Origin of the sequence: Bradyrhizobium sp. (genome assembly GCF_049798375.1) — a bacterium.
In the GTDB taxonomy this organism is placed as follows: Bacteria; Pseudomonadota; Alphaproteobacteria; order Rhizobiales; family Xanthobacteraceae; genus Bradyrhizobium.
Window position 1 is genome coordinate 1 of record NZ_JBARGP010000601.1, and the last position, 21911, is coordinate 21911.

The window sequence follows — 21911 nt, forward strand, 5'->3', positions numbered from 1 at the left end:
GGCCAACAGGCTTGCCGGGGGTGGCGCCGCCCGGGCCGGCGATGCCGGTGATCGATACCGCGAGATCGACATCGGCCCGCTCCAGCGCTCCGACGGCCATCTGGATTGCGGTTTCCTTACTCACGGCGCCGAAGGTCTGCAGGGTCGAGGCGTCGACGCCGAGCATCTCCCGCTTGGCCTCGTTGGAATAGGTGACGAAGCCGCGGTCGATGACATCTGACGAGCCGGGGATGTCGGTCAGCGCGCCCGCGACCAGGCCGCCGGTACAGGATTCGGCGGTCGCGATCGTCAGCTTGCGCGACTTGCAGAGATCGAGCAGCGCGCGGGCGAGGGCGCTGGTCGAGACGGTCTGACGTTCGCTAGCCATCTGCCGTGTTTTCCTCGTGCGAACGTCAATCGGACTAGGGTGCGTCGCTGCCGTGCATGGGGGGTTACGCGCTCCGACCTTCAACAGACCAGGGCAAACGAATGGTGGCGCTCGCGGTGGCCGCGATGCCTTCCTCGCGGCCGGTGAAGCCGAGCCGTTCGCTGGTAGTCGCCTTCACCGCGATCCGGGAGATGTCGACGCCGGAGATTTCGGCGATGCGCGCGCGCATCGGGTCGCGCAGCGGACCGATTTTGGGCCGCTCGCAGATCATGGTGACCTCGAGATTGGCGATGCGGCCGCCGCGCGCGATGACGCGCTCGATGGCGTATTTGAGGAACTGGTCGGAGGAGGCGCCCTTCCACTTCATGTCGGACGGAGGAAAATGCGAGCCGATATCGCCGTCGGCCAGGGCGCCTAAAATTGCGTCAACCAGAGCGTGCAAGCCGACATCGCCGTCGGAATGGGCAAGGAAGCCCTTGGTGTGCGGCACGCGCAAGCCGCACAGCCAGACATGGTCGCCGTCGCCGAACGCATGCACATCATAGCCGGTGCCGGTCCTGATGTCGCCGAGCGCAGCCGCCAGCCGCGCCTCCTCGCGCACGAAATCTTCCGGTGTGGTGAGCTTCATGTTGGCAACATCGCCCTCAAAGGTCGTCACGGTCAATCCCGCCCATTCGGCGATCGCCGCATCATCTGTGAAATCCGAACGCTCGCGCGCGGCGCGGCGGTGCGCGTCAAGGATGACGTCGAACTTGAACGTCTGCGGCGTCTGCGCGATCCGCAGGGCGGCGCGGTCCGGCGTCGCCGTGATGTCGCCGCTGGCCGTGACCTGCTTGATGGTGTCGGTGACCGGAACCACGGGAATCGCGGCGCCGGTCTTGTTGGCGGATTGAATCGCGCGCGAGATCACCTCTGCCGAGACGAAGGGGCGCGCCGCATCGTGGATCAGCACGATGTCGGGCTGGTGCGGCACCAACGCTTCCAAGCCTGCCAGCACCGATCCCTGCCGCGTCGCGCCGCCGTTCACCGGGAGTGCGTAGCGCTGGTCGCTGACCGCCGCATTGAATGCGGCGATGTCATCGGGGTTCACCACGGGCTGCACGATGGCGACCTCGGGATGCTCCGCAAACGCCGCCAGCGCGCGATGGATGACGGTGCGGCCACCGATCGTGCGATATTGCTTCGGACCGCCGGCGCCGGCGCGCAGGCCGCGACCGGCCGCGACGAGAATGGCTGCAGTCCGCTGAGTGTTCGTCATGTGATCAGGTTACTTCTGAGAGGCGCTGAGAGGTGACGCTTCTAACATCCGCCTGACGGCGCATGCGAGGGCGATCAGCGGCGAAAAACCAAGCGTGCGTTCGCAGCCATGCAGAAACCTGCGCGCTGCCGGATTTACCATGACCTTCTGACGCGCATATTTTGCTGCAGTGCACTTGCAAGCCAGACGGTTTTGTCTAAACTGTAGGCATGACGCATGACTGCACAAGAAATGTGCTAACTATATCGGACAGTCGCAATGAGGCGTCTCCAGAAAGCTGATGAGTCGATGCTGACCGGTCCGGCCAATGATACCGACAAGCCTTTGAAAATCGGCAAGGTTCCGCTGGCGAACCGCGCCTTCCTGGCGCCGATGACCGGGATCACCGACGCGCCGTTCCGGCGGCTCACGGCCGAGCTCGGGGCAGGGCTCGTGGTCTCCGAGATGACAGCGAGTGACGATCTGGTGCGCGGACGGTGGATGTCCCGGTTGCGCTGCGAAGCCAGCGGCATCGGGCCGCATGTGGTGCAACTCGCCGGCTGCGAGCCGCATTGGATGGCTGAGGGCGCCCGCGTGGCGGAGGCGTCGGGCGCCGATATCATCGACATCAACATGGGCTGCCCGGCCCGTCACGTTACCGGCGGGCAGTCCGGCTCCGCCCTGATGCGCGATCTCGATCATGCGCTCGGCCTGATCGAGGCGACGATCTCGGCCGTCAAGGTGCCGGTGACCTTGAAGATGCGGCTCGGCTGGGATGACCAGAGCAGGAACGCGCCGGAATTGGCGCGCCGCGCGGAAGCCGCCGGCGTGCAGCTTATCACCGTGCACGGCCGCACCCGCTGTCAGTTCTACAAGGGCGAAGCCGATTGGAGCGCGGTGCGGGAGGTCCGCCAGGCGACCGCGCTGCCGCTGGTCGTCAATGGTGACATCAGCTCTTATGACGATGCGCGCGAGGCGCTCGATGCCTCCGGCGCCGATGCCGTGATGATCGGCCGCGGCGCGCAAGGCGCCCCGTGGCTGCCGGGGCAGATCGGACGCCGGCTCGACGGCGGTGTGATCGAAGCCGCGCCGGCGCTGACGCAGCAGCTCGACTACCTCCACACGCTCTATGACGAGATCTGCGCGCTCTACGGCGAGCGCGTCGGCCTGCGCCACGCCCGCAAGCACCTCGGCTGGGGGCTCGATGTTGCCGCGCAAAGCGTCGGCGCACCGGCCGAGACGCTGAAGGCCTGGCGAGCCCGCATTCTCACCTCCGAAGCGCCGGCCGTCGTGCGGCAGTCGCTCAGCGATGCTTTCGACGATTTTGCCTGGAGTGCAGCCGCATGATGAACTCAGCCGCGGAACCGCGCAAGCAACAGACGTCGGATGGCGATGCCATCCTCAACGCGCTGCCGAACCCGGTGCTGCTGGTCGGGCCGGACGGCAAAATCATCGACGCCAACATGGCGGCGGAATCCTTCTTCGATTCCTCGACGCAATTCCTGCAGCGGCAGTCGCTGAAAAATCTGGTGCCGTTCGGCAGCCCGCTGCTGGCCCTGATCGACCAGGTGCGCACCAGCAGCGCCGCGGTCAACGAGTACAAGGTCGATTTGGGCACGCCGCGCACCGGCGCCGACCGGCTGGTCGATCTTCACGTCGCCCCGTTGTCGGAGCGGCCCGGCCACATCGTGGTGATGCTGCAGGAACGCACCATCGCCGACAAGATGGACCGTCAGCTCACCCATCGCAGCGCTGCGCGTTCGGTGATCGCGCTCGCCGCCATGCTGGCGCATGAGATCAAGAACCCGCTGTCCGGCATCCGTGGCGCGGCGCAGCTGCTGGAGCAGCAGGCCTCATCGGAGGACCGCATGTTGACGCGGCTGATCTGCGACGAGGCCGACCGCATCGTCACGCTGGTCGACCGCATGGAGGTGTTCGGCGACGACCGCCCCGTGGCGCGCGGGCCGGTCAACATCCATTCGGTGCTCGACCATGTGAAGCGGCTGGCGCAGTCGGGCTTTGCCCGCAACATCCGCTTCATCGAGGATTACGATCCGTCGCTGCCACCGGTGCTCGCCAATCAGGATCAGCTGATCCAGGTGTTTTTGAACTTGGTGAAGAACGCGGCCGAAGCCGTGATCGATCTCGGCACCGACGCCGAGATCCAGCTGACGACGGCGTTCCGTCCGGGCGTGCGGCTGTCGGTGCCCGGCAAGAAATCGCGCGTGTCGCTGCCACTCGAGTTCTGCGTCAGGGATAACGGTCCCGGCGTGCCGGAAGATCTGATGCCGAATCTATTCGATCCCTTCGTCACCACCAAGCCGACCGGCAGCGGCCTCGGACTTGCACTGGTCGCGAAGATCGTCGGCGACCATGGCGGAATCATCGAGTGCGAGTCACAGCCGCGCAAGACCACGTTCCGGGTGCTGATGCCGGTGTACAGCGCGACCAACCAACCAGACCACAGCCCAGACCAGAAAAGCCATGGCAATGACGTTTCCGGGACGTCGTTGCATGCCTCACAGGGATCAAGATGAGGACTGACCATGCCTGCAGGTAGCATTCTTGTCGCCGACGACGATACCGCCATCCGGACCGTCTTGAACCAGGCGCTGTCGCGCGCCGGTTACGAGGTGCGGCTGACCGGCAACGCCGCCACGCTGTGGCGCTGGGTCAGCCAAGGGGAGGGCGATCTCGTCATCACCGACGTGGTGATGCCGGACGAGAACGCGTTCGACCTGCTGCCGCGGATCAAAAAGATGCGGCCCAGCCTGCCTGTCATCGTGATGAGCGCGCAGAACACCTTCATGACCGCGATCCGTGCCTCCGAGCGCGGCGCGTATGAGTACCTGCCGAAGCCGTTCGACCTGAAGGAGCTGATCGCGATCGTTGGCCGCGCGCTGGCCGAACCGAAGGAGCGTTCGGCTGCGCCGGCCGATGACGACGAGTTCGAGTCGATCCCGCTGGTCGGCCGCTCGCCGGCGATGCAGGAGATCTACCGCGTGCTGGCGCGTCTGATGCAGACCGATCTCACCGTGATGATCTCGGGCGAGTCCGGCACCGGCAAGGAGCTGGTGGCGCGGGCGCTGCACGATTACGGCAAGCGCCGCAACGGCCCGTTCGTCGCGGTCAATATGGCGGCGATCCCGCGCGACCTGATCGAATCGGAGTTGTTCGGCCATGAGCGCGGCGCCTTCACCGGCGCCAACACCCGCGCCTCCGGCCGCTTCGAGCAGGCCGAGGGCGGCACGCTGTTTTTGGACGAGATCGGCGACATGCCGATGGAGGCGCAGACGCGATTGCTGCGCGTGCTGCAGCAGGGCGAGTACACCACCGTCGGCGGCCGCACCCCGATCAAGACCGACGTGCGCATCGTCGCCGCGTCGAACAAGGACCTGCGTATCCTGATCCAGCAGGGCCTGTTCCGCGAGGACCTGTTCTTCCGCCTTAACGTGGTGCCGCTGCGGTTGCCGCCGCTCCGCGAGCGCATCGAGGACCTGCCGGACCTGTTGCGGCATTTCTTCGCCTTGGCCGAGAAGGATGGGCTGCCGCCGAAGAAGCTCGATGCCGCAGGGCTAGAACGGCTGAAACAGCACCGCTGGCCGGGCAACGTCCGTGAGCTGGAGAACCTCGCGCGCCGGCTTGCGGCGCTCTACCCGCAGGACGTCATCACGGCCTCCGTGATCGACGGCGAGCTGGCACCGCCAGCAGTGGCCCCGGGATCGAATACGCCGAACTCAGTCGACAATCTCGGCGGCGCGGTCGAGGCCTACCTGTCCTCGCACTTCCAGGGCTTTCCGAATGGCGTGCCGCCGCCGGGCCTCTATCACCGCATCCTCAAGGAAATCGAGATCCCGCTGCTGACCGCTGCGCTGGCCGCGACGCGGGGGAATCAGATTCGCGCCGCCGACCTGCTGGGGCTGAATCGGAATACGCTGCGGAAGAAGATTCGCGATCTCGACATCCAAGTCTATCGCAGCGGGGTCTAGCAATACGGAGTTCAGGCGCCGAATACGGATCCCGGCGGCCGTAGAAGCCCGGCGTTTTAACATGTTTGAATCCGCGAGCGCAGACGCGCCGCGGATTTGTCGCAATTCGGCAACATTGTGGTATGAATGCATCAGTCCAAGCATCGAATCTTTGATGCGCCAGGCAGCCTTCACCACAGCCATTGCCGGAATGACGAGCACAGACACCTCGGCCAAACCTTTCGAGCCATCGCCTGACGAGAGCCGCCGCTGGCGGCTTCGGCGCTGGGTGGCGCTGATTGCCGTCTGCCTGGCGATGGGAGCGGCCATCCTGACCTTTATGGTGCTCACCGGCCTGACCGGGATCGAGCCTACGCCGAAGGTCGTCAATGCATTCTACCTGGTGGACGCCGGCACCATCCTGGTCCTGGTCGGAATCATCCTCCGCGAAGTCTGGCAGCTGGTGCAGGCGCGACGGCGGGGACGGGCGGCAGCGCGACTCCATGTCCAGATCGTTGGATTGTTTTCGATCATCGCGGTGCTGCCGGCGGTCCTGGTCGCCGTGGTCGCCAACGTCACCATCGACCGCGGCCTCGACCGGCTGTTTTCGGGGCCGGCAAAGGTCGCAATCCAGAATTCGCTGACCATCGCGCGCGCCTACACCAACGAGCATGCGCAGCTCATCGGCGGCGACATCCTGGCGATGGCTGCCGAAATTTCGCGCGCGCGGCCGCTGTATGATCAGGATCGAGCGAGTTTCGTCGACTTGCTCTCCGCCAACGCCGACGCCCGCAACCTGCCGGGCGCGATGATCACGGACAAGGACGGCAACGTGCTGGTGCGGACCGGTTTCACGCGGCAGCCTTTGCAGACGCCGCCGCCCGATCTGCTGAAGGACATCACGGAGACCGAGCCCTATATCGCCGTGCTGCCCGAGCAGAACTACGTCGCCGCCGCGATTCGCCTGCGCGGTTTCGACGACATGTACCTCTTCGTCGCCCGCGCGCTCGATCCCCACATCGTGGAACAGCTCAAGCAGACCGAGCTGTCCGTCGCCGAATACGCCCAGGTCGAATCACGCCGGCTCGGCATCCAGGTGGCGCTGGCGCTGATGTTCGCGGTGATCGCGCTCACCATCCTGATGGCATCCGTGCTGCTCGGCCTCAACTTCGCCAATGGCCTGGTGGCGCCGATCCGCCAGCTCATGAACGCGGCGCACAGGGTTTCGACCGGCGATCTCAACGTCCAGGTCCCCGTGCACAAATCGGAAGGCGATCTTGCTCAGCTCGGTGAGACCTTCAACAAGATGACGCAGGAATTGCGTACCCAGCGCGACGAACTCGTCAATGCGAGCGATCTGATCGACAGCCGCCGCCGCTTCATCGAGGCCGTGTTGTCATCGGCCTCCGCCGGCATCATCGGCGTCGATGCCTCGGGCTCGATCGGCATCCTCAACCGTTCCGCCGAGAAGCTGATCGGCCATGCCGAATCCGAGACGCTCGATCATCCACTCTCCGAGGTGCTGCCCGAGCTCGACGAGATGATGAAGACGGCGCGCGAAGGCACGCAGAAGCTGGTGCAGGGCCAGGTCACGATCCAGCGCGACGGCAACGAACGTAACCTGTCGGTGCGCGTCAGCGCCGAGCAGACCAATCAGTCGCAGGACAGCTACATCATCACGCTCGACGACATCACCGAGCTGGTGTCGGCGCAGCGCACCTCGGCCTGGGGCGACGTGGCGCGCCGCATTGCCCACGAGATCAAGAATCCGCTGACGCCGATTCAGCTCTCGGCGGAACGGATTCGCCGCAAATTCGGCAAGGTCATCACCGAGGACAAGACGATATTCGAGCAATGTACCGATACCATCGTGCGTCAGGTCGACGACATCAGGCGCATGGTCGACGAGTTCTCGCGTTTCGCGCGGATGCCGAAGCCGGTCATGGAAGGTGAGGATGTCGCCGACACGGTCAGGCAGGCGGTGTTCCTGATGAAGGTCGCCCATCCCGAGATTGATATCGAAACCGAGATCAAGACCGATCCGCTGCGCGCGCAGTTCGATCGGCGGCTGATTTCGCAGGCGCTGACCAACATCATCAAGAACGCCACCGAGGCGATCGAGGTGGTGCCGCCGGAAGAACTCGGCAAGGGACGCATCGACGTGGTCGCGGCACAAGAGGGCACGGACGTGCTGATCGATGTGATCGACAACGGCATCGGCCTGCCCAAGGTGGCGCGCCAGCGGCTGCTCGAGCCTTACGTCACGACGCGTGCCAAGGGCACCGGGCTGGGATTGGCGATCGTCGGCCGCGTGCTCGAGGACCATGGCGGGCGGCTGGAGTTGAAGGACGCGTCCGATTTCCGCTCCGGACAGCGCGGAGCCTGGATGCGGCTGCGATTCGCGGTCTCGGGCCAGGCGGTCGCGGAGACGAAAGAACAGGGGGCCGGACAGGCCGCGATAACACCAGCAAATACGCCGGCGGGGGAAACCGCCGATCCGGCGGGAACGACCAATAATGACACAAAAATCCAAGCCGCAACCGGCACCTGACAAGACGGGCGTGATCCATGGCAAGTGACATTCTGATCGTCGATGACGAGGCCGATATTCGGGATCTTGTCGCGGGCATCCTGGACGACGAAGGCTTCAGCACGCGCACGGCGCGCGACAGCGATTCGGCGCTGGCCGAGATTGCGAGCCGGCGGCCGAACCTGGTGTTTCTCGACATCTGGCTGCAGGGCTCCAAGCTCGACGGCTTGCAGCTGCTCGAGCAGGTCAAGAAGGATCATCCGGACCTGCCGGTGGTGATGATCTCCGGTCACGGCAACATCGAGACCGCGGTCGCCGCGATCAAGCGTGGCGCCTATGACTTCATCGAGAAGCCATTCAAGGCCGACCGCCTGATCCTGGTGGCGACGCGCGCCCTCGAGAACTCACGGCTGAAGCGCGAGGTGCGCGAGCTGAAACAGCTGGCGCCGACCGCCAGCGTGATGACCGGCCGCTCGCCGTCGATGAACCAGTTGCGCCAGACCATCGAGCGCGCCGCCAAGGCCAACAGCCGCATCCTGATCGTCGGACCGCCGGGCTCCGGCAAGGAGCTTGCAGCGCGCACGCTGCATGTGGCCTCGCCGCGCTCGGAAGGTCCGTTCGTCGTCATCAACGCCGCCGCGATCACGCCGGAGCGGATGGAGGAGGAGCTGTTCGGCATCGAACAGTCGAACGGCGAACACCCGCGCAAGACCGGCGCGCTGGAGGAGGCGCATGGCGGCACGCTATTCGTCGACGAGATCGCCGACATGCCGCGCGAGACCCAGAACAAGATCCTGCGCGTGCTGGTCGATCAGACCTTCCAGCGCTCGGGCGGCACCACCAAGGTGCATGTCGATGTCCGCATCATCTCGTCGACCGCGCGGAATCTGGAGGAGGAGATCGCGTCCGGCCGCTTCCGCGAGGATCTCTATCATCGCCTCTCGGTGGTGCCGATCCGCGTGCCGCCGCTGTCCGAGCGGCGCGAGGACATCCCGGAGCTGATCGACTATTTCATGGACCAGATCTCGGCCACCACAGGCCTGCCGAAGCGGCAGATCGGCCAGGATGCGATGGCGGTGCTGCAGTCGCATGTCTGGCCCGGCAACGTCCGGCAGCTCCGCAACAATGTCGAGCGGGTGATGATCCTGGCCGCAGGCGGTCCGGAGGTCATCATCACCGCGGACATGCTGCCGCCGGATGTCGGCTCGATGGTGCCGGCGATGCCGACCAGCAACAATGGCGAGCACATCATGGGTCTGCCGTTGCGCGAGGCGCGCGAGGTGTTCGAGCGCGATTACCTGATCGCGCAGATCAGCCGCTTCTCAGGCAACATCTCGCGCACCGCCGAGTTTGTCGGCATGGAGCGTTCGGCGCTGCATCGCAAGCTGAAGGCGCTGGGAGTAGGATAGCGGCACGGCGCATAGCGCAGCTGGGCTGACCTGGGGCGGCAAAGTCGGCCGCACCGCCATTTGCTTGGAAAAATTCGCCGTTTTCCGGAATTTTATGGACAAATACCGGTGTTCTGCAACCGGCGTTCCCGTAACCGGCTTGCCTATTAACCCCGCCTGCCTTCTAATCGTACCGGCTGTGTTCCTGGAGGGGGATCTCGGGGAGCGCAGGCAACCGGAAGGCGATAAAAAATAATGTTGCAACCGGTCATGACAAGACTGTTCAATAAGAAAAACACGAGACGGCGAGATAAGAAAAATGGCGGCAGACCGCGCACAAAACCTTCAAGACACCTTCCTCAACCACGTTCGCAAAACCAAGACGCCACTCACGATCTTCCTGGTCAACGGGGTCAAGCTGCAGGGAATCGTCACCTGGTTCGACAATTTCTGCTTGCTGCTCCGGCGCGACGGTCACTCGCAGCTTGTCTACAAGCATGCGATCTCGACCATCATGCCGGGTGCTCCGATCCAGTTGTTCGAAGGTGGCGAGGACGCGCCGGCTTGAAAGTGATCTGATTGGAACCCCGCGATCGTGAAGGGGACGCCGACCATCCGAGGCCGGCCGACAACAAGAACAGCGGGCGGGTGATCGTCATCGGCCCGTACTTGCGGACGCGCCGTGGCGATGACGGCGCGCAGCCGGGGTCGTCCGATGCGCGCGATTTCGAGGCTCGCCTGGATGAGGCTGCAGGGCTCGCGCGCGCCATCGACCTGGTGGTGACCGAAACGGTGCTCGCACCGATCGGCCAGATTCGGCCGGCCACTTATCTTGGCAAAGGCAAGGTCGACGAGATCCTGGGCCTGATCGCCGGTCACGACATCGAGCTCGTGGTGATGGATTGCGCGCTCGGACCGATCCAGCAGCGCAATCTCGAGAAGGCCTGGAGCACCAAGGTGCTCGACCGCACCGGCCTGATCCTGGAAATCTTCGGCCGCAGAGCCAAGACCAAGGAAGGCGCGCTGCAGGTCGAGCTCGCGCATCTGAACTATCAGCGCAGCCGGCTGGTGCGGTCATGGACCCATCTCGAGCGCCAGCGTGGCGGCTTTGGCTTCATGGGCGGTCCTGGCGAGACCCAGATCGAAGCGGATCGCCGGCTGATCGGCGATCGCATCGCCCGGCTCGAGAATGAACTCAAGAAGGTGCAGGCGACGCGGCGGCTGCACCGGGCAGGGCGGCAGCGCGTGCCCTATCGCGTCGTGGCGCTGGTCGGCTACACCAATGCCGGCAAGTCGACGCTGTTCAATCGGCTGACGCGGGCGGATGTGCAGGCCGCCGACATGCTGTTCGCGACCCTTGATCCCACCTTGCGCGCGATCGCTCTGCCACACGGCGGCAAGGCGATGCTGTCGGACACGGTCGGTTTCATTTCCAATCTGCCGACGCAGCTCGTCGCAGCCTTCCGCGCCACCCTGGAGGAGGTGCTGGAGGCTGACGTCATCCTGCACGTCCGCGATATCTCGCATGAAGATGCCGAGGCGCAGCAGCACGACGTCGAGGCCGTGCTTGGCCAGCTCGGCATTGATCCCGAGGCGAGCGACAACCTCATCGAGGTCTGGAACAAGATCGACCGGCTTGACGAGGTCGCGCGCGAAAACCTCGTCAACGTCGCCGCGCGCCGGCCGCCGGAGCGGCCATGTTTGCTGGTTTCGGCCGAGACCGGGGAGGGCATCGAGACGCTCCTGCAGGTGATCGAGGATCGGCTGGCCGCGGCGCGGATCACGCTCGATCTGTCGATCGATGCCGCTGATGGTGCCGGCATCTCATGGCTGCATCGCAATGCGGAGGTGCTGGCCAAGGAACTACACGACGGTCACTATGATATGACCGTGCGCGTCGATCCCAGCAAGCGCGACGTGGTGGTCGACCGGTTCCACGCAGTTCCGCGGGTCGCGTGACGATCCACTGTTTGCTGCCGGTTGTAGCGCGCGGAACTACAACACGCGCTTTTAATTAGAGGACTTCCAGATTAGGTTTCCGCCGCGCGCGGAGATGAATATGGCCAAGACATTGTCGGAAGTGCTTTCCGAGATCGCCAAGCGGGCGGCTTCATTCAACGAAACGGTACTTGCATACTTGTGTGAAATGGCGGCCATGGAAGCGCAAGGTATGGAAGCCAAAGGCAAGGCTGTTCCGGCGCCGCGTGTCGAAGGCAACGCCGTCGGAATCTGGGATTGGGACGTCAGCAGCGATCGCAATCATCTCGATCCAGGCTGCGCCGAACTATTCGGAGTGAACGCAAAGACGGCACAGGCCGGTATGCCGATCGACGCATATCTCAGGGCGGTTCATCCCGACGACATTCAGCTAGTCAGGAATGCCATTCTTGCCACGGTGAAGGATGGCGGCGTGTTTGAGGCGCAATATCGGGTCATCAGCAGTGGTCGCATACGGCGGGTGTTCGCAAAGGGATTTTGTACACTCGACTCGTCACGCCGCGCCGAACGCTTTCCCGGTGCGATCATCGAGCTTCCCGACCTGATGAACTGATTGGGTTCTGCAGCCGGCCTGCGCCCAATCCAAGGCTAAAAGGCAAGGCTAAGCAACCTGACGCAGCCCCATCATCACGAGGTCGACCAGAGGCTCGCTGCCGCCACGATCTATTTAGTGGGCTTCGCGGCTGTCAGCGTCATCGGGACATGCGGCGACGTGCTTATCACGCGCGGCGATCCATCGGGGTGGCTTTGAGCTCTGATCAGAGCCTCGATCATCAGCATGAATTTTTCCGCGAGCATCGATCGAACTCCATTGTCCGCCATCGCCTAGAGCATGATCCGGAAAAGTGGAAACCGGTTTTCCGAAAAGGATCATGCTCAAACAAAGAGATGAGATCGCGATGCGATTCTGTGTAATCGCATCGTGATCTAAGACGCTGCGCCTGTTCTGTTTCAGGTTCGTTTCGTGCGGATCGAGAAACGATTTCATTGCCGCGGCGAACATGGCTCGTCATCCCGGCTGCTGAGCTGCTGTCCGGCGAGGTCAACGAAGCGGTGCAGCATCATCGAGCGAGGTCTGGGATCGCTTTGCCCTCAGCGGGACCCGCGGCCACCTGCAAGCGCTTGGCTCGCCGATGGCCGCGCGGCATTATGGTCCGTATTGCGGGGCCGGCATCTGGTTGAAGTCGGGCTCGTCGGGGACGCAGGTGAAGTTGGCCGCGGAATTGGTGTCGCCGCGGCCATTGTACCGCGCGACCTTGGGGTAGACGCATAGCGGCCGCGTCATTTGCACGCCGGAAGCCGGCGTGTCGTTGACGAACTTCGTCGCCGTGATCGTCTCCGGCGCGACATCCTTCTCAACCCAGTTCACGAGCGGGGTTAGCGCGTCGAAGGTGTTCGGTCCAGGGCCGCCTGAGCAGTGCCACATGCCGGGGACCATGAACAGGCGGGCGTAGGTCTGGGTGTGCCTCAACGCGGGATCGCCGTCGTCGAAGCGGACCGGCATCGGGAAGCCATGACCATTGTGCACCAGGGCGTTGAAGTAGTTGATGCTGCTTTGCGACGGAAGCAGCGGATCGGCCCAGCCGTGGTACATCAGAAGCTTGCCGCCGTGTCCGCGGAATTCGCTGAGATCCGTGCTGGTCGCGTTCAAGACGGCTTCGAGCTGATCGTCGACCGGCTTGATGTCGTGATGGAAGTCGAAGTTGGCGAAGTTGACGGGGCTGCTCTGAATCCCGAATCCGGCACCGAACACCCAATAGAACAGGCCGTCGAAGGCCGGCTCGGGAAGCTGCTCTGCGAACACGAGCCCTAGCGCGAGCACGTTGTCGGTCTCACTGCCAGGCGCGGGACCGGGATTGATGACGTCGCCGTTCACCGGATCGATTGCGCCGAGATAATACTTCCGCATCGTCGTCACTTGGTCCGGGGTCAGGCAGGCGGGCGGCACGGCGCCACCCTGGCATTGCAGAACCTTGGGATCGAAGCGGCAGTCGCGCGGATCAGTCAGGAACTGGTCGGTCTTGACGCCACCATCCCGGCCGACGCATTGCGCAATCACAGCCTTGTTGATGACAGGCATTTGCGCCGGCAGAATGAAGCGCGTGGCACTCGCATGGGTGTCCTGCCACAGCGTCAGCGCCCCCATATGGAGATGCGTGCGGTTGAACGCTGCAGCGCCTGCCAAGATGCCATCGTAATCATGCGGGAAACGCTGCGCCTCCATAAGAGCATTCTGGCCGCCGGTCGAGCACCCTGCGAAATAGGACGTCTTCGCGTGCTGAGAATAAAACGCCTTGACGATCTCCTTGCCACGGAGCGTCATCTGATGGATGGCGCGGTAGCCGAAATCCTTGATCTTCTCGGGATGTCCAAACAGTCCGGTAGACGGGTTCGGCCCCTCTCCAAACGCGATGGCAAGCGGGTTGCCCTTGTTGCCGTCGTCGCCGCAGAACAGCGGACTGCAGCCGGAGGTGCCGGTGCCGAGATCGCTATTCGCCGCGGCGAAGCCAGCATTGATGCCGTTGGCGAGCTCGGAATAGGTAAAGGTGCCCTGATAGCCGCCGCCGCCGGTGCCGAGGAAGCGGCCGTTCCAGTTGGTTTCCGGCAACCAGGCCTCGATCCGGATTTGTGAATCGGCGGTGGGCGTCAGTGTCGCGGTGACGCGACAAAACGGCGGCAGCCCGGTAATCGGGGCTGAACCTGGCGGCGTGAAGGTGCCGCCGGTAACGTCGGTGGCTCCCGTGATGGTGGTGTGCTCGAGGGCGAGCGTCGCCAGATTGGTGCACGGCGACGCCAACGCGGGCGTGCCACCGATCGCGACCGAGGCCAACAGGCCCCATGCCGCGCCGACGAGAGTGGATCGATGCATGGTCGTCCTCCCAGATGATTATGATTGTGGACGGGATGCTAACGACACCAGCAGAGTCTGACAATCTCAGGTTGATGTAAAAATGTACGTCGGTGTCGATGACAATGTCACTTGGTGGAGAGGATGGCTGCCCAAGAAGCCGATGCGCGCGGCTGAGTCTGGCGGTCCATAAGATGGTAACGTACTATGGTTGGCGGGCAGGATTGCGCCATCAGCGCGCTGCACCAGCAGCGCCAGCGGGACCATAGCCATGAAAACAGCAGCCAATCTGGCCGAAAAGCTTGCGACCTTCTCTGATCGCTTCTCGCCGCGGACGGTTGCGATCTATAACGGCAACGACATCATGGTTGCGAAGCTCGAGGGGCCGTACCACTGGCACAAGCATGACGACACGGACGATTTCTTCCTGGTCCTGAAGGGCACGCTCGACATCGAGCTGCGCGATCGCACCGTCACTCTCAGTCCAGGCGAGGTGTTCGTGGTGCCAAAGGGCGTCGAGCACCGGCCGGTCGCGCGCGGCGAGGTCCACATCCTGCTGATCGAGCCGACCGGGACGCCGAATTCGGGTGACAAGGCAACCGCGGCGCCGCGCATTCTGGCGTGATCAGACGTGCCAACATACTCCACCGTCGTCCCGGTCAGGCGCGCAATTGCGCCTGACCGGGATGTCGTGAGCGACGCTAATAGCCGCTATTCCACGCGTCCTGCTACTTCTCCTGCGCCTTGGCCTCGTTCCACAGCGCGTCCATCTGCTCGAGCGTGGCCTCTTGCAGCGTGCGTCCCTGGGCAGTGAGCGCGCGCTCTATATAGGAGAAGCGGCGCTCGAACTTGGCGTTGGTGCCACGCAGCGCCATCTCCGGATCGACCTTGGCGTGGCGCGCGAGATTGACCAGTGCGAACAAGAGATCGCCGGTCTCGTCCGCGAGTTCGTCGGCATCGTGTTTGTCCAGCGCACGCTCGATCTCGTCGGCTTCCTCGCGGATCTTGTGCAGCACCGCGCGCGGATCGTTCCAGTCGAAGCCGACGGTCGCGGCCTTCTTCTGCAGTTCCATCGCGCGCACCAGCGCCGGCTGGCCGGCCTTGATACCCGACAACAGCGAGGTGTGGTTCACCTCGTCGGCCGGCCGCCGCGCCGCGCGCTCGGCCTTTTCCTCGGCCTTGATCCGATCCCAGGTGCCCCGGGTGGGCTTGGTGACGTTGCCGTCCTTGTCGGGGAAGACGTGCGGATGCCGCCGGATCATCTTGGCGGTGATCGCCTCGACCACGTCGCCAAAGGCGAACGCGCCTTGCTCCTCGGCGACCCGCGCATGGTAGATCACCTGCAGCAAGAGATCGCCGAGTTCCTCGCGGAGGTCGTCGAGATCGTTGCGCGCGATCGCCTCGGCAACCTCATAGGCTTCCTCGATCGTGTAGGGTGCGATGGTCGCAAAGGTCTGCTCGATGTCCCAAGGACATCCCGTGACCGGCGTGCGCAGTGCAGCCATGATCTCGATCAGGCGGGAGATGTCGCGGGACGGGGTCATTGCAGGTCCTGGAGCGGTGACGAGGAAGGCCTGTATGCCTCAAGACCGGCACCTCTCCCAGCCAAAAGCGGCAAGGCAGGGAGCGTTCCGCGGCGGTTGGCGTGATCCTGCGACAGTGCTAATCCGCCGCGATGACCGAACCGAATGCGACTGCGCTCGTGCTGTTCTCAGGCGGGCAGGATTCCACCACGTGCCTGGCCTGGGCGCTGGACCGCTTTGCAGGGGTCGAGACCATCGGCTTCGCCTATGGGCAGCGCCACGCCATCGAGCTCGACTGCCGCGCGCGACTGCTCGACGGCATCAAAGCGCTGCGGCCGGATTGGGCCGGCAAGCTCGGCGAGAGCCACACGCTGGATATCCCGACCTTGGCCGCGATCTCGGAGACGGCGCTGACCCGCGACGTCGCGATCGAGATCGGCGCCGACGGTCTGCCGAACACCTTCGTGCCCGGCCGTAACCTCGTGTTCCTGACCTTCGCTGCGGCGCTGGCCTATCGACGCGGCAATACTCACATCGTCGGCGGCATGTGCGAGACCGACTACTCCGGCTACCCGGACTGTCGCGACGACACCATCAAGGCGCTCAACACGGCGCTCAGTCTCGGCATGGCCAGGCCATTCGAGCTGCACACGCCGCTGATGTGGTTGTCGAAGGCCGCGACCTGGCAACTGGCGCATGATCTTGGTGGGGCAGGGCTGGTCGATCTCATCCGCGAACAGTCGCACACCTGCTATCTCGGCGAACGCGGCGCGCAGCACGACTGGGGCTATGGCTGCGGCACGTGCCCAGCCTGCGAACTGCGCGCCAAAGGCTGGCGGGAATATCGCAGCGCCTGAGACCGAGGGCACCGCTGCTCTTTGTGGTCGATGGCGGTCGCCGCCCTTACGCCGCGGCCTCGTCGCTGTCCTCGTCGAACATTTTCGGCTGCGGCGGAATTGCCGGCACGGGCTCCGCGATGCCGTCGGCGTGCTCGGCATGAGCGAGCTCAGCGGCCGCTTTCGCGACGTCGCGATAGGCGATTTCGAGCAGGTCCTCGTCCTCGGCTGCCAGCTGTGCCTCAGGATGGGATGCTTCGACAGGAACGATGTCGTCTCCAAGCGGCTCGGAGTCGAGATCGATCGGCGTCACCGTCGACGGTGCGTGGATTGGACTGTCAGCCGCCGCTTGCGCGGGGACTTCGACCTCCACGTGTGCCGCCTCCGCGGCCGCTGCGTCCTCCGCGGCTCTCACGGCCGCCTCGGGCTTCGCTGCGACGGGCGCTGCGCTTTCGCTCAGAGGTGCCGGGGCAACATCGAACGCGGCCTCCGGCAGTTTCGCCGCGCTCTCGGAGACCGGCTTGGTCACGCCGAGATCGATCGAGACTTCCTTGATCAGCCTGTCGATCGCAAGCAGCGTGCGATATTCCGGAACACTGCTGAGGTGCTGCTCGAACCGGCTGCGCGCAAACTGCAGCGAGTCGATCACCTCGGCCGCGATCGATGCCGCCGATCCGGCCGACCCATGCAGCGCGCCGGCTGCCTTGTCAGTCGAGCTTTGGACCAGCAGATAGGCCTCGTATTGCGGGACTGATTTGAGCTGCTCGTGATAGTTTTGGCGCAGGGTGAGCAGCGAATTCACGATGTTACCGAAAGATGCGACTTCAGCCATTGTGGGTCCTGTGAATCACCATGCGTTATGCGCGGACGCTATTGGAGAACCCGCCGACGTTCAATTTGGAACACGGCTTCGACGGGCGACAAACGCGTTGCTCACCGATCAGTCAGTAGTGCGCACGTGCCGGTTCCAACACTTTGGGAGCCAGCATCGGAACCGAGCCGATGCAACATCAGCCGGTTCAGTCCAGAAAGTCCTCAGGCCGCAGCTCGATCGGCGCACCGTGCGGCGTGCGATCGGCGGCGTGGTCCCAGGCGTCACGGTAGCGCAAAAGGATCGCGTTCGAAGTGACGCCCTTCTCGGCGACCAGGCGTTCCAGGGTGGCGAGCCAATGCTGATAATAGGTCTCGCCGGTGTCGGGATCGCCGGCCGCCTGGGCGCGCTTGATCTGGTCGGCCAGTGTCGCCGCCCATTCCGGCCAGGTGAACAGGCCGCGTTCATGCAGGCTCAGCGCCATCGCGAAGGCCTGGGCCTCCCAGGGCGCGCGGAACACCGGGCCGTCATCATCGCGGGGAATGCCCGGCACAGCGCTGGTTGCGCGCGCGGCCGCATCCATCACGCGAGCTCCAGATAGGGCTCGAAGGCGTCGATCGATACCTTCAACGTGGGATCGGTGTCCGCGCCCCAAAGTTCGGTGCCCTCGAACACGACCGTATAGAGCCATTGCGGATTCTCGCCGGCGCCCTCGGCGGACGTGTCGGGAAACACGTGGCAGCCATGGTCGCGCTCGACGATGCCGAGATGACCGCGTACGTAGCGCGGCAGCCGCGTGTGAGTCACAGGGTGCATGTTCCTGGCGCGGACACGATCGCCGGCCTTGAACTTCGCTGGCGCCGGCGCCGCCCGTCCGAACTTGCCGCGCACCATGATCCGCTCGACGTCGGCGACGCCGAACTTGCCGTGCTTCAGCGCTTTTGCCGGCTGCACCGCATGGCCCGCCGCGACGTCCTCCCTGGCGATGACGCCCTTGTCGAGCAGCATGTCCTCGAGCCCGAGAAACCATTTCTTGTAGTAGGAGCTGGCGAGATAGACGTCCGGGCGCAGGGCTTCGCGATAGAAGCGCGAGGTGTCGATGTTGAAGGCGCCGGCCGCGCCCATCGCGCGCACCATCGCCAGCACCCGCGCTTCCCATTCGGTGTGAAATACCGGTTCGTTCGGCTCGGCCTCGACCTTGCCGAAGCCGTCCATGCCGCCCATGTCGTGGACGCCGTTCATGACGGCGCTCCCGGCTTGGTCGCAAATCCGGTGCCGATCATGGAATCGCGGGTGACGAGCTCGGCGAGCTGCGCTTCGCTCCAGCCTTCGGTGCCTTCGGGGCGCATCGGCAGCACCAGGAAGCGGGTCTCGGCGGTGGAATCCCAGACGCGAATCTCGGTCTCTTTCGGCAAGGTCACGCCGAAATCCGCCAGCACGCCGCGCGGGTCCTTGACGGCACGGGAGCGGTAAGGCGCGGCCTTGTACCAGACCGGCGGCAGGCCGAGCATTTCCCAGGGGTAGCAGGAGCACAGCGTGCACACGACCATGTTGTGCCGCTGCGGCGTGTTCTCGACCGCGACCAGATGGTCGCCGACCCGGCTGACATGGCCGAGCGTGCCGACTGCCTTGCTCGCGTCCTCGAGCAGCGCCTGCTTGAACGCCGGATCGGTCCAGGCCTTGGCGACGACGCGCGCGCCGTTATGCGGGCCGATCCGGGTCTCATAGGCCTGGATGATGGCATCGAGCGCGGCGGGCTCGATATAGCCCTTCTCGGTCAGGATGGTCTCGAGCGCGCGCACACGCAGCTCGGTCTCGGACAAGTCTGAATGGTCGTGCGGGTGGTCGTGATCATGATGCTCGGTCATGGGCCAAGGATAGGCGCAAAATTCTGTCTATGTCGAGACATCACGCTCCGGTATCGTCGGAGCGCAGATGCGTGGCAAGGGAACGATTTGCGTTGAACGATCCGAGTGGAAGGAACGAACGCGCGCGGCGGACGGTCTCGCGCCGTGACGCCATGACATTGGCTGCAGCGGGAGCGCTGTCGCTGGCGACAGGATCGGCCCGCGCCGCGGAGCCGGCTGAGGGCAGGGCGGGCAGCGCGGCTGAAGGCACCGGCCGCTTTCCGGAGGGTTTCGTCTGGGGCACCGCGACGTCGTCCTACCAGATCGAGGGCGCAGTCAACGAAGACGGGCGCGGCCCCTCGATCTGGGACACGTTCACAAAAAAGCCCGGCACGATCGAGGACGGCAGCAGCGGCGACGTCGCCTGCGACCACTACCACCGCTACAAGGCGGATGTGCGGTTGATCGCGGAGCTCGGCTGCAAGGCCTATCGTTTTTCGATCGCCTGGCCGCGCGTGTTTCCCGATGGCGACGGCGCGCCCAATCCGAAGGGCCTCGATTTCTACCATCGCCTGGTGGATGAGCTGCTCGCCAACGGCATCGAACCCTATGCGACGCTGTATCACTGGGACCTGCCGCAGGCGCTGCAGGACCGCTTTGGCGGCTGGCGTTCGGCCGACACCGCGAAGGCGTTCGCGAATTATGCCGGTCATGTCGCCGAGCAGCTCGGCGATCGCGTCAAGACCATCTTCACGATCAATGAATGCGGGCGTTTCGTGCCGTTCGGCTACGGGCTCGGGATCGACGCGCCGGGCCTCAAGCTGCCGCAGGCCGAGGTGAACCAGGCGCGGCACCACGTGGCGCTGGCGCATGGCCTTGCGGTGCAGGCGATCCGCGCCAAGGGGCCGGCAGGCGTGCGGGTCGGCATGGCCGAGAACATCACCGCCTGCGTGCCGGCGATCGACACGCCCGAGAACATCCGTGCCGCCGAGATTGCGACGCGCGAATTGAATGCCGGCTTCCTCAACGTGATCCTGACGGGCCAGTACACCGAGCCGTTCCTCGCCTGGGCCGGCAAGGACGCACCGAAATTCACCGCCGACGAACTCGCCATCATCGCGGCGCCGGTCGATTTCGTCGGGCTCAACATCTACGCGCCGCAGGCCTATGTGGTGGCCTCCGATCATCCGCCCGGCTTCACCTCGCTGCCGTTCCCGACCTCGTTCCCGCATATGAGCTCGCCCTGGCTGCGGATGGGGCCGGAAATCGCCTATTGGGTGCCGCGGCTGGCGGCCAAGGTGTGGAATCTCAAGAATATCTACATCACCGAGAACGGCACATCCTCCGATGACAGGATCTCGCCTGATGGCAGGATTCACGACCTCGATCGCGTGATGTACCTGCGCAACTATCTCAGCCAGCTGCAGCGCGCGGCCGCCGAGGGCGTTCCCGTCAAGGGCTATTTCCTGTGGAGCCTGATGGACAATTTCGAATGGGTGTTCGGCTACAAGCAGCGCTTCGGGGTCTACCACGTCGACTTCAAGACCCAGGTGCGCACGGCCAAGCTCAGCGCGTCGTTCTACCGCGACGTCATCGCGAAAAACGCAATCGGCGCCTGAGCGGCCGCGAAACGGTTGTCATCGTCGTGCGGCAGGATAGGGTGGTATGACCCGGGGAGGTTCTCGCATGCGCATCCTGCTGGCTACCCTCGCATGTCTCGTTGGTCTGCTCATCGCGAGCGATAGTCCAGCCCTCGCCTGGGGCTATCAGGGCCACGAGGTGGTCGGCGCGATCGCCGACCAGCTGATCGCGGACAATCCCGATGCGACCAAGCAGGTCCATGACATCCTCAACAGCCCGTTGCCGTCTGCTGACGAGATCAGGGACCAGCAGGACCTGCTGCCCGGCAAACGCGATCTGACGCTGCAACAGGCCGGGCCATGGGCCGACTGCGTCAAGGCGGTGGTCCATCACGACGGCGGGCGCTTCAGATACGAGCTCGATCCCACCCATCCCGAATATGAGACGCCGTGCATTCCCTTCAACTCTGGCCTGGAGCGGGCGCGGATGGAGGATTACGTAAAGCACAATTGGAGCACGCCGGACTGCAGCTATCAGCCGGCAGGCTTCGAGCAGGGTTGCCACAACACCTACCATTTCGACGATGTCGCGATCCAGCGCGGCGGCTATGACCGAAGCGAAGTCGGCACCAGCTCGCACGATGTGGTCTCAGCGATCAACGCCGCGATCGCGGTCTTGACCGACAAAACACCGCGACCGCCGTTCAAGATCCGCGACAAGAAGGAGGCGCTGCTGCTGCTGACGCATTTCGTTGGCGATCTGCATCAGCCGCTGCATGTCGCTGCGGTTTATCTCGATCCACAGGGCGGCCTCGTCGACCCCGATGCGGACGCGACGCGTCCGGTCAATGCGGCCACCGAGACCGCCGGCGGCAATGCGATCAAGGATGAGGGCGTGGTTCTGCATGCCGAATGGGACGACATTCCGTTCGATCTCGGCCTCAAGGGGACCAAGGAATTGCTGCAGAGCGCCCGTGA

General features: G+C 64.4%; 21 protein-coding genes. 12 read left to right on the forward strand and 9 right to left on the reverse strand.

Translation table 11 applies throughout. The annotated features are described in order from the left end of the window. Both WA702_RS24080 and WA702_RS24085 read right to left on the reverse strand, forming a co-directional pair. Nucleotides 1–367, reverse strand: a 367-nt coding sequence (locus WA702_RS24080; protein ID WP_425113057.1) for a CinA family protein, incomplete at its 3' end; no start/stop codon positions are given. Between the two features lie 64 nt (nucleotides 368–431). Beyond that, nucleotides 432–1625 carry a bifunctional 2-C-methyl-D-erythritol 4-phosphate cytidylyltransferase/2-C-methyl-D-erythritol 2,4-cyclodiphosphate synthase gene (locus tag WA702_RS24085; RefSeq protein ID WP_425113058.1) on the reverse strand — a complete coding sequence of 398 codons (1194 nt, stop codon included), beginning with the start codon at nucleotides 1623–1625 and terminating at the stop codon, nucleotides 432–434. A 258-nt stretch (nucleotides 1626–1883) separates the two neighbouring features. Here WA702_RS24085 and dusB point away from each other — a divergent pair, with 258 nt between their 5' ends. From dusB to WA702_RS24125, 8 genes are all read left to right on the forward strand, one after another. Beyond that, nucleotides 1884–2951 carry a tRNA dihydrouridine synthase DusB gene (gene dusB / locus WA702_RS24090; RefSeq protein ID WP_425113059.1) on the forward strand — a complete coding sequence of 356 codons (1068 nt, stop codon included), beginning with the start codon at nucleotides 1884–1886 and terminating at the stop codon, nucleotides 2949–2951. Further along, a complete protein-coding gene (locus WA702_RS24095; RefSeq protein WP_425113075.1) occupies nucleotides 2951–4141 on the forward strand; it encodes a two-component system sensor histidine kinase NtrB in 1191 nt (396 codons plus the stop codon). The genes dusB and WA702_RS24095 overlap by 1 nt, the downstream gene beginning before the upstream one ends. Nucleotides 4142–4150: 9 nt before the next feature. Continuing rightward, nucleotides 4151–5593, forward strand: coding sequence for a nitrogen regulation protein NR(I) (gene ntrC, locus WA702_RS24100; RefSeq protein ID WP_425113060.1), 1443 nt, complete (start codon nucleotides 4151–4153; stop codon nucleotides 5591–5593). Between the two features lie 190 nt (nucleotides 5594–5783). After that, on the forward strand, nucleotides 5784–8123 hold the full coding sequence (locus tag WA702_RS24105; RefSeq protein ID WP_425113061.1) for an ATP-binding protein: 2340 nt from the start codon (nucleotides 5784–5786) through the stop codon (nucleotides 8121–8123). Nucleotides 8124–8140: 17 nt separating this feature from the next. Next, nucleotides 8141–9511, forward strand: coding sequence for a sigma-54-dependent transcriptional regulator (locus WA702_RS24110; RefSeq protein WP_425113062.1), 1371 nt, complete (start codon nucleotides 8141–8143; stop codon nucleotides 9509–9511). 298 nt (nucleotides 9512–9809) lie between these two features. Beyond that, nucleotides 9810–10058, forward strand: coding sequence for an RNA chaperone Hfq (gene hfq, locus WA702_RS24115; RefSeq protein ID WP_006020546.1), 249 nt, complete (start codon nucleotides 9810–9812; stop codon nucleotides 10056–10058). Nucleotides 10059–10069: 11 nt separating this feature from the next. Further along, entirely contained in the window at nucleotides 10070–11449 is a 1380-nt protein-coding gene (gene hflX, locus WA702_RS24120; RefSeq protein WP_425113063.1) for a GTPase HflX, read from the forward strand. A gap of 100 nt (nucleotides 11450–11549) precedes the next feature. Further along, nucleotides 11550–12041, forward strand: a complete 492-nt coding sequence (locus tag WA702_RS24125; RefSeq protein ID WP_425113064.1) for a PAS domain-containing protein — start codon at nucleotides 11550–11552, stop codon at nucleotides 12039–12041. Between the two features lie 114 nt (nucleotides 12042–12155). Here WA702_RS24125 and WA702_RS24130 read toward each other — a convergent pair whose 3' ends face one another. After that, nucleotides 12156–12491, reverse strand: a complete 336-nt coding sequence (locus tag WA702_RS24130; protein ID WP_425113065.1) for a hypothetical protein — start codon at nucleotides 12489–12491, stop codon at nucleotides 12156–12158. Nucleotides 12492–12635: 144 nt separating this feature from the next. After that, nucleotides 12636–14357: a tannase/feruloyl esterase family alpha/beta hydrolase gene (locus WA702_RS24135; protein ID WP_425113066.1), complete on the reverse strand. Its 1722-nt coding sequence runs from the start codon at nucleotides 14355–14357 to the stop codon at nucleotides 12636–12638. Nucleotides 14358–14607: 250 nt separating this feature from the next. Here WA702_RS24135 and WA702_RS24140 point away from each other — a divergent pair, with 250 nt between their 5' ends. Next, a complete protein-coding gene (locus tag WA702_RS24140) occupies nucleotides 14608–14961 on the forward strand; it encodes a cupin domain-containing protein (RefSeq protein WP_425113067.1) in 354 nt (117 codons plus the stop codon). Between the two features lie 103 nt (nucleotides 14962–15064). Here the strand turns inward: WA702_RS24140 and mazG are convergent, their stop codons facing one another. Then, nucleotides 15065–15880, reverse strand: a complete 816-nt coding sequence (gene mazG, locus WA702_RS24145; protein ID WP_425113068.1) for a nucleoside triphosphate pyrophosphohydrolase — start codon at nucleotides 15878–15880, stop codon at nucleotides 15065–15067. A 131-nt stretch (nucleotides 15881–16011) separates the two neighbouring features. Here mazG and queC point away from each other — a divergent pair, with 131 nt between their 5' ends. Continuing rightward, on the forward strand, nucleotides 16012–16716 hold the full coding sequence (queC, locus tag WA702_RS24150) for a 7-cyano-7-deazaguanine synthase QueC (RefSeq protein ID WP_425113069.1): 705 nt from the start codon (nucleotides 16012–16014) through the stop codon (nucleotides 16714–16716). A 46-nt stretch (nucleotides 16717–16762) separates the two neighbouring features. Here the strand turns inward: queC and WA702_RS24155 are convergent, their stop codons facing one another. From WA702_RS24155 to nthA, 4 genes are all read right to left on the reverse strand, one after another. Then, the gene (locus tag WA702_RS24155) at nucleotides 16763–17527 is read right to left on the reverse strand and encodes a hypothetical protein (protein WP_425113070.1); all 765 of its coding nucleotides are present in this window, start codon (nucleotides 17525–17527) and stop codon (nucleotides 16763–16765) included. A 187-nt stretch (nucleotides 17528–17714) separates the two neighbouring features. Then, nucleotides 17715–18089 carry a nitrile hydratase accessory protein gene (locus WA702_RS24160; protein WP_425113076.1) on the reverse strand — a complete coding sequence of 125 codons (375 nt, stop codon included), beginning with the start codon at nucleotides 18087–18089 and terminating at the stop codon, nucleotides 17715–17717. Further along, nucleotides 18089–18748 carry a nitrile hydratase subunit beta gene (gene nthB / locus WA702_RS24165; protein WP_425113071.1) on the reverse strand — a complete coding sequence of 220 codons (660 nt, stop codon included), beginning with the start codon at nucleotides 18746–18748 and terminating at the stop codon, nucleotides 18089–18091. Before nthB ends, WA702_RS24160 begins: the two co-directional genes overlap by 1 nt. Continuing rightward, nucleotides 18745–19374 (reverse strand): nitrile hydratase subunit alpha, encoded by a 630-nt coding sequence (gene nthA, locus WA702_RS24170; RefSeq protein ID WP_425113072.1) that lies wholly within the window; start codon nucleotides 19372–19374, stop codon nucleotides 18745–18747. Before nthA ends, nthB begins: the two co-directional genes overlap by 4 nt. A gap of 152 nt (nucleotides 19375–19526) precedes the next feature. Here nthA and WA702_RS24175 point away from each other — a divergent pair, with 152 nt between their 5' ends. Both WA702_RS24175 and WA702_RS24180 read left to right on the forward strand, forming a co-directional pair. Further along, nucleotides 19527–20972 (forward strand): GH1 family beta-glucosidase, encoded by a 1446-nt coding sequence (locus WA702_RS24175; protein ID WP_425113073.1) that lies wholly within the window; start codon nucleotides 19527–19529, stop codon nucleotides 20970–20972. 67 nt (nucleotides 20973–21039) lie between these two features. Then, nucleotides 21040–21911, forward strand: an 872-nt coding sequence (locus WA702_RS24180) for a S1/P1 nuclease (RefSeq protein ID WP_425113074.1), incomplete at its 3' end; no start/stop codon positions are given.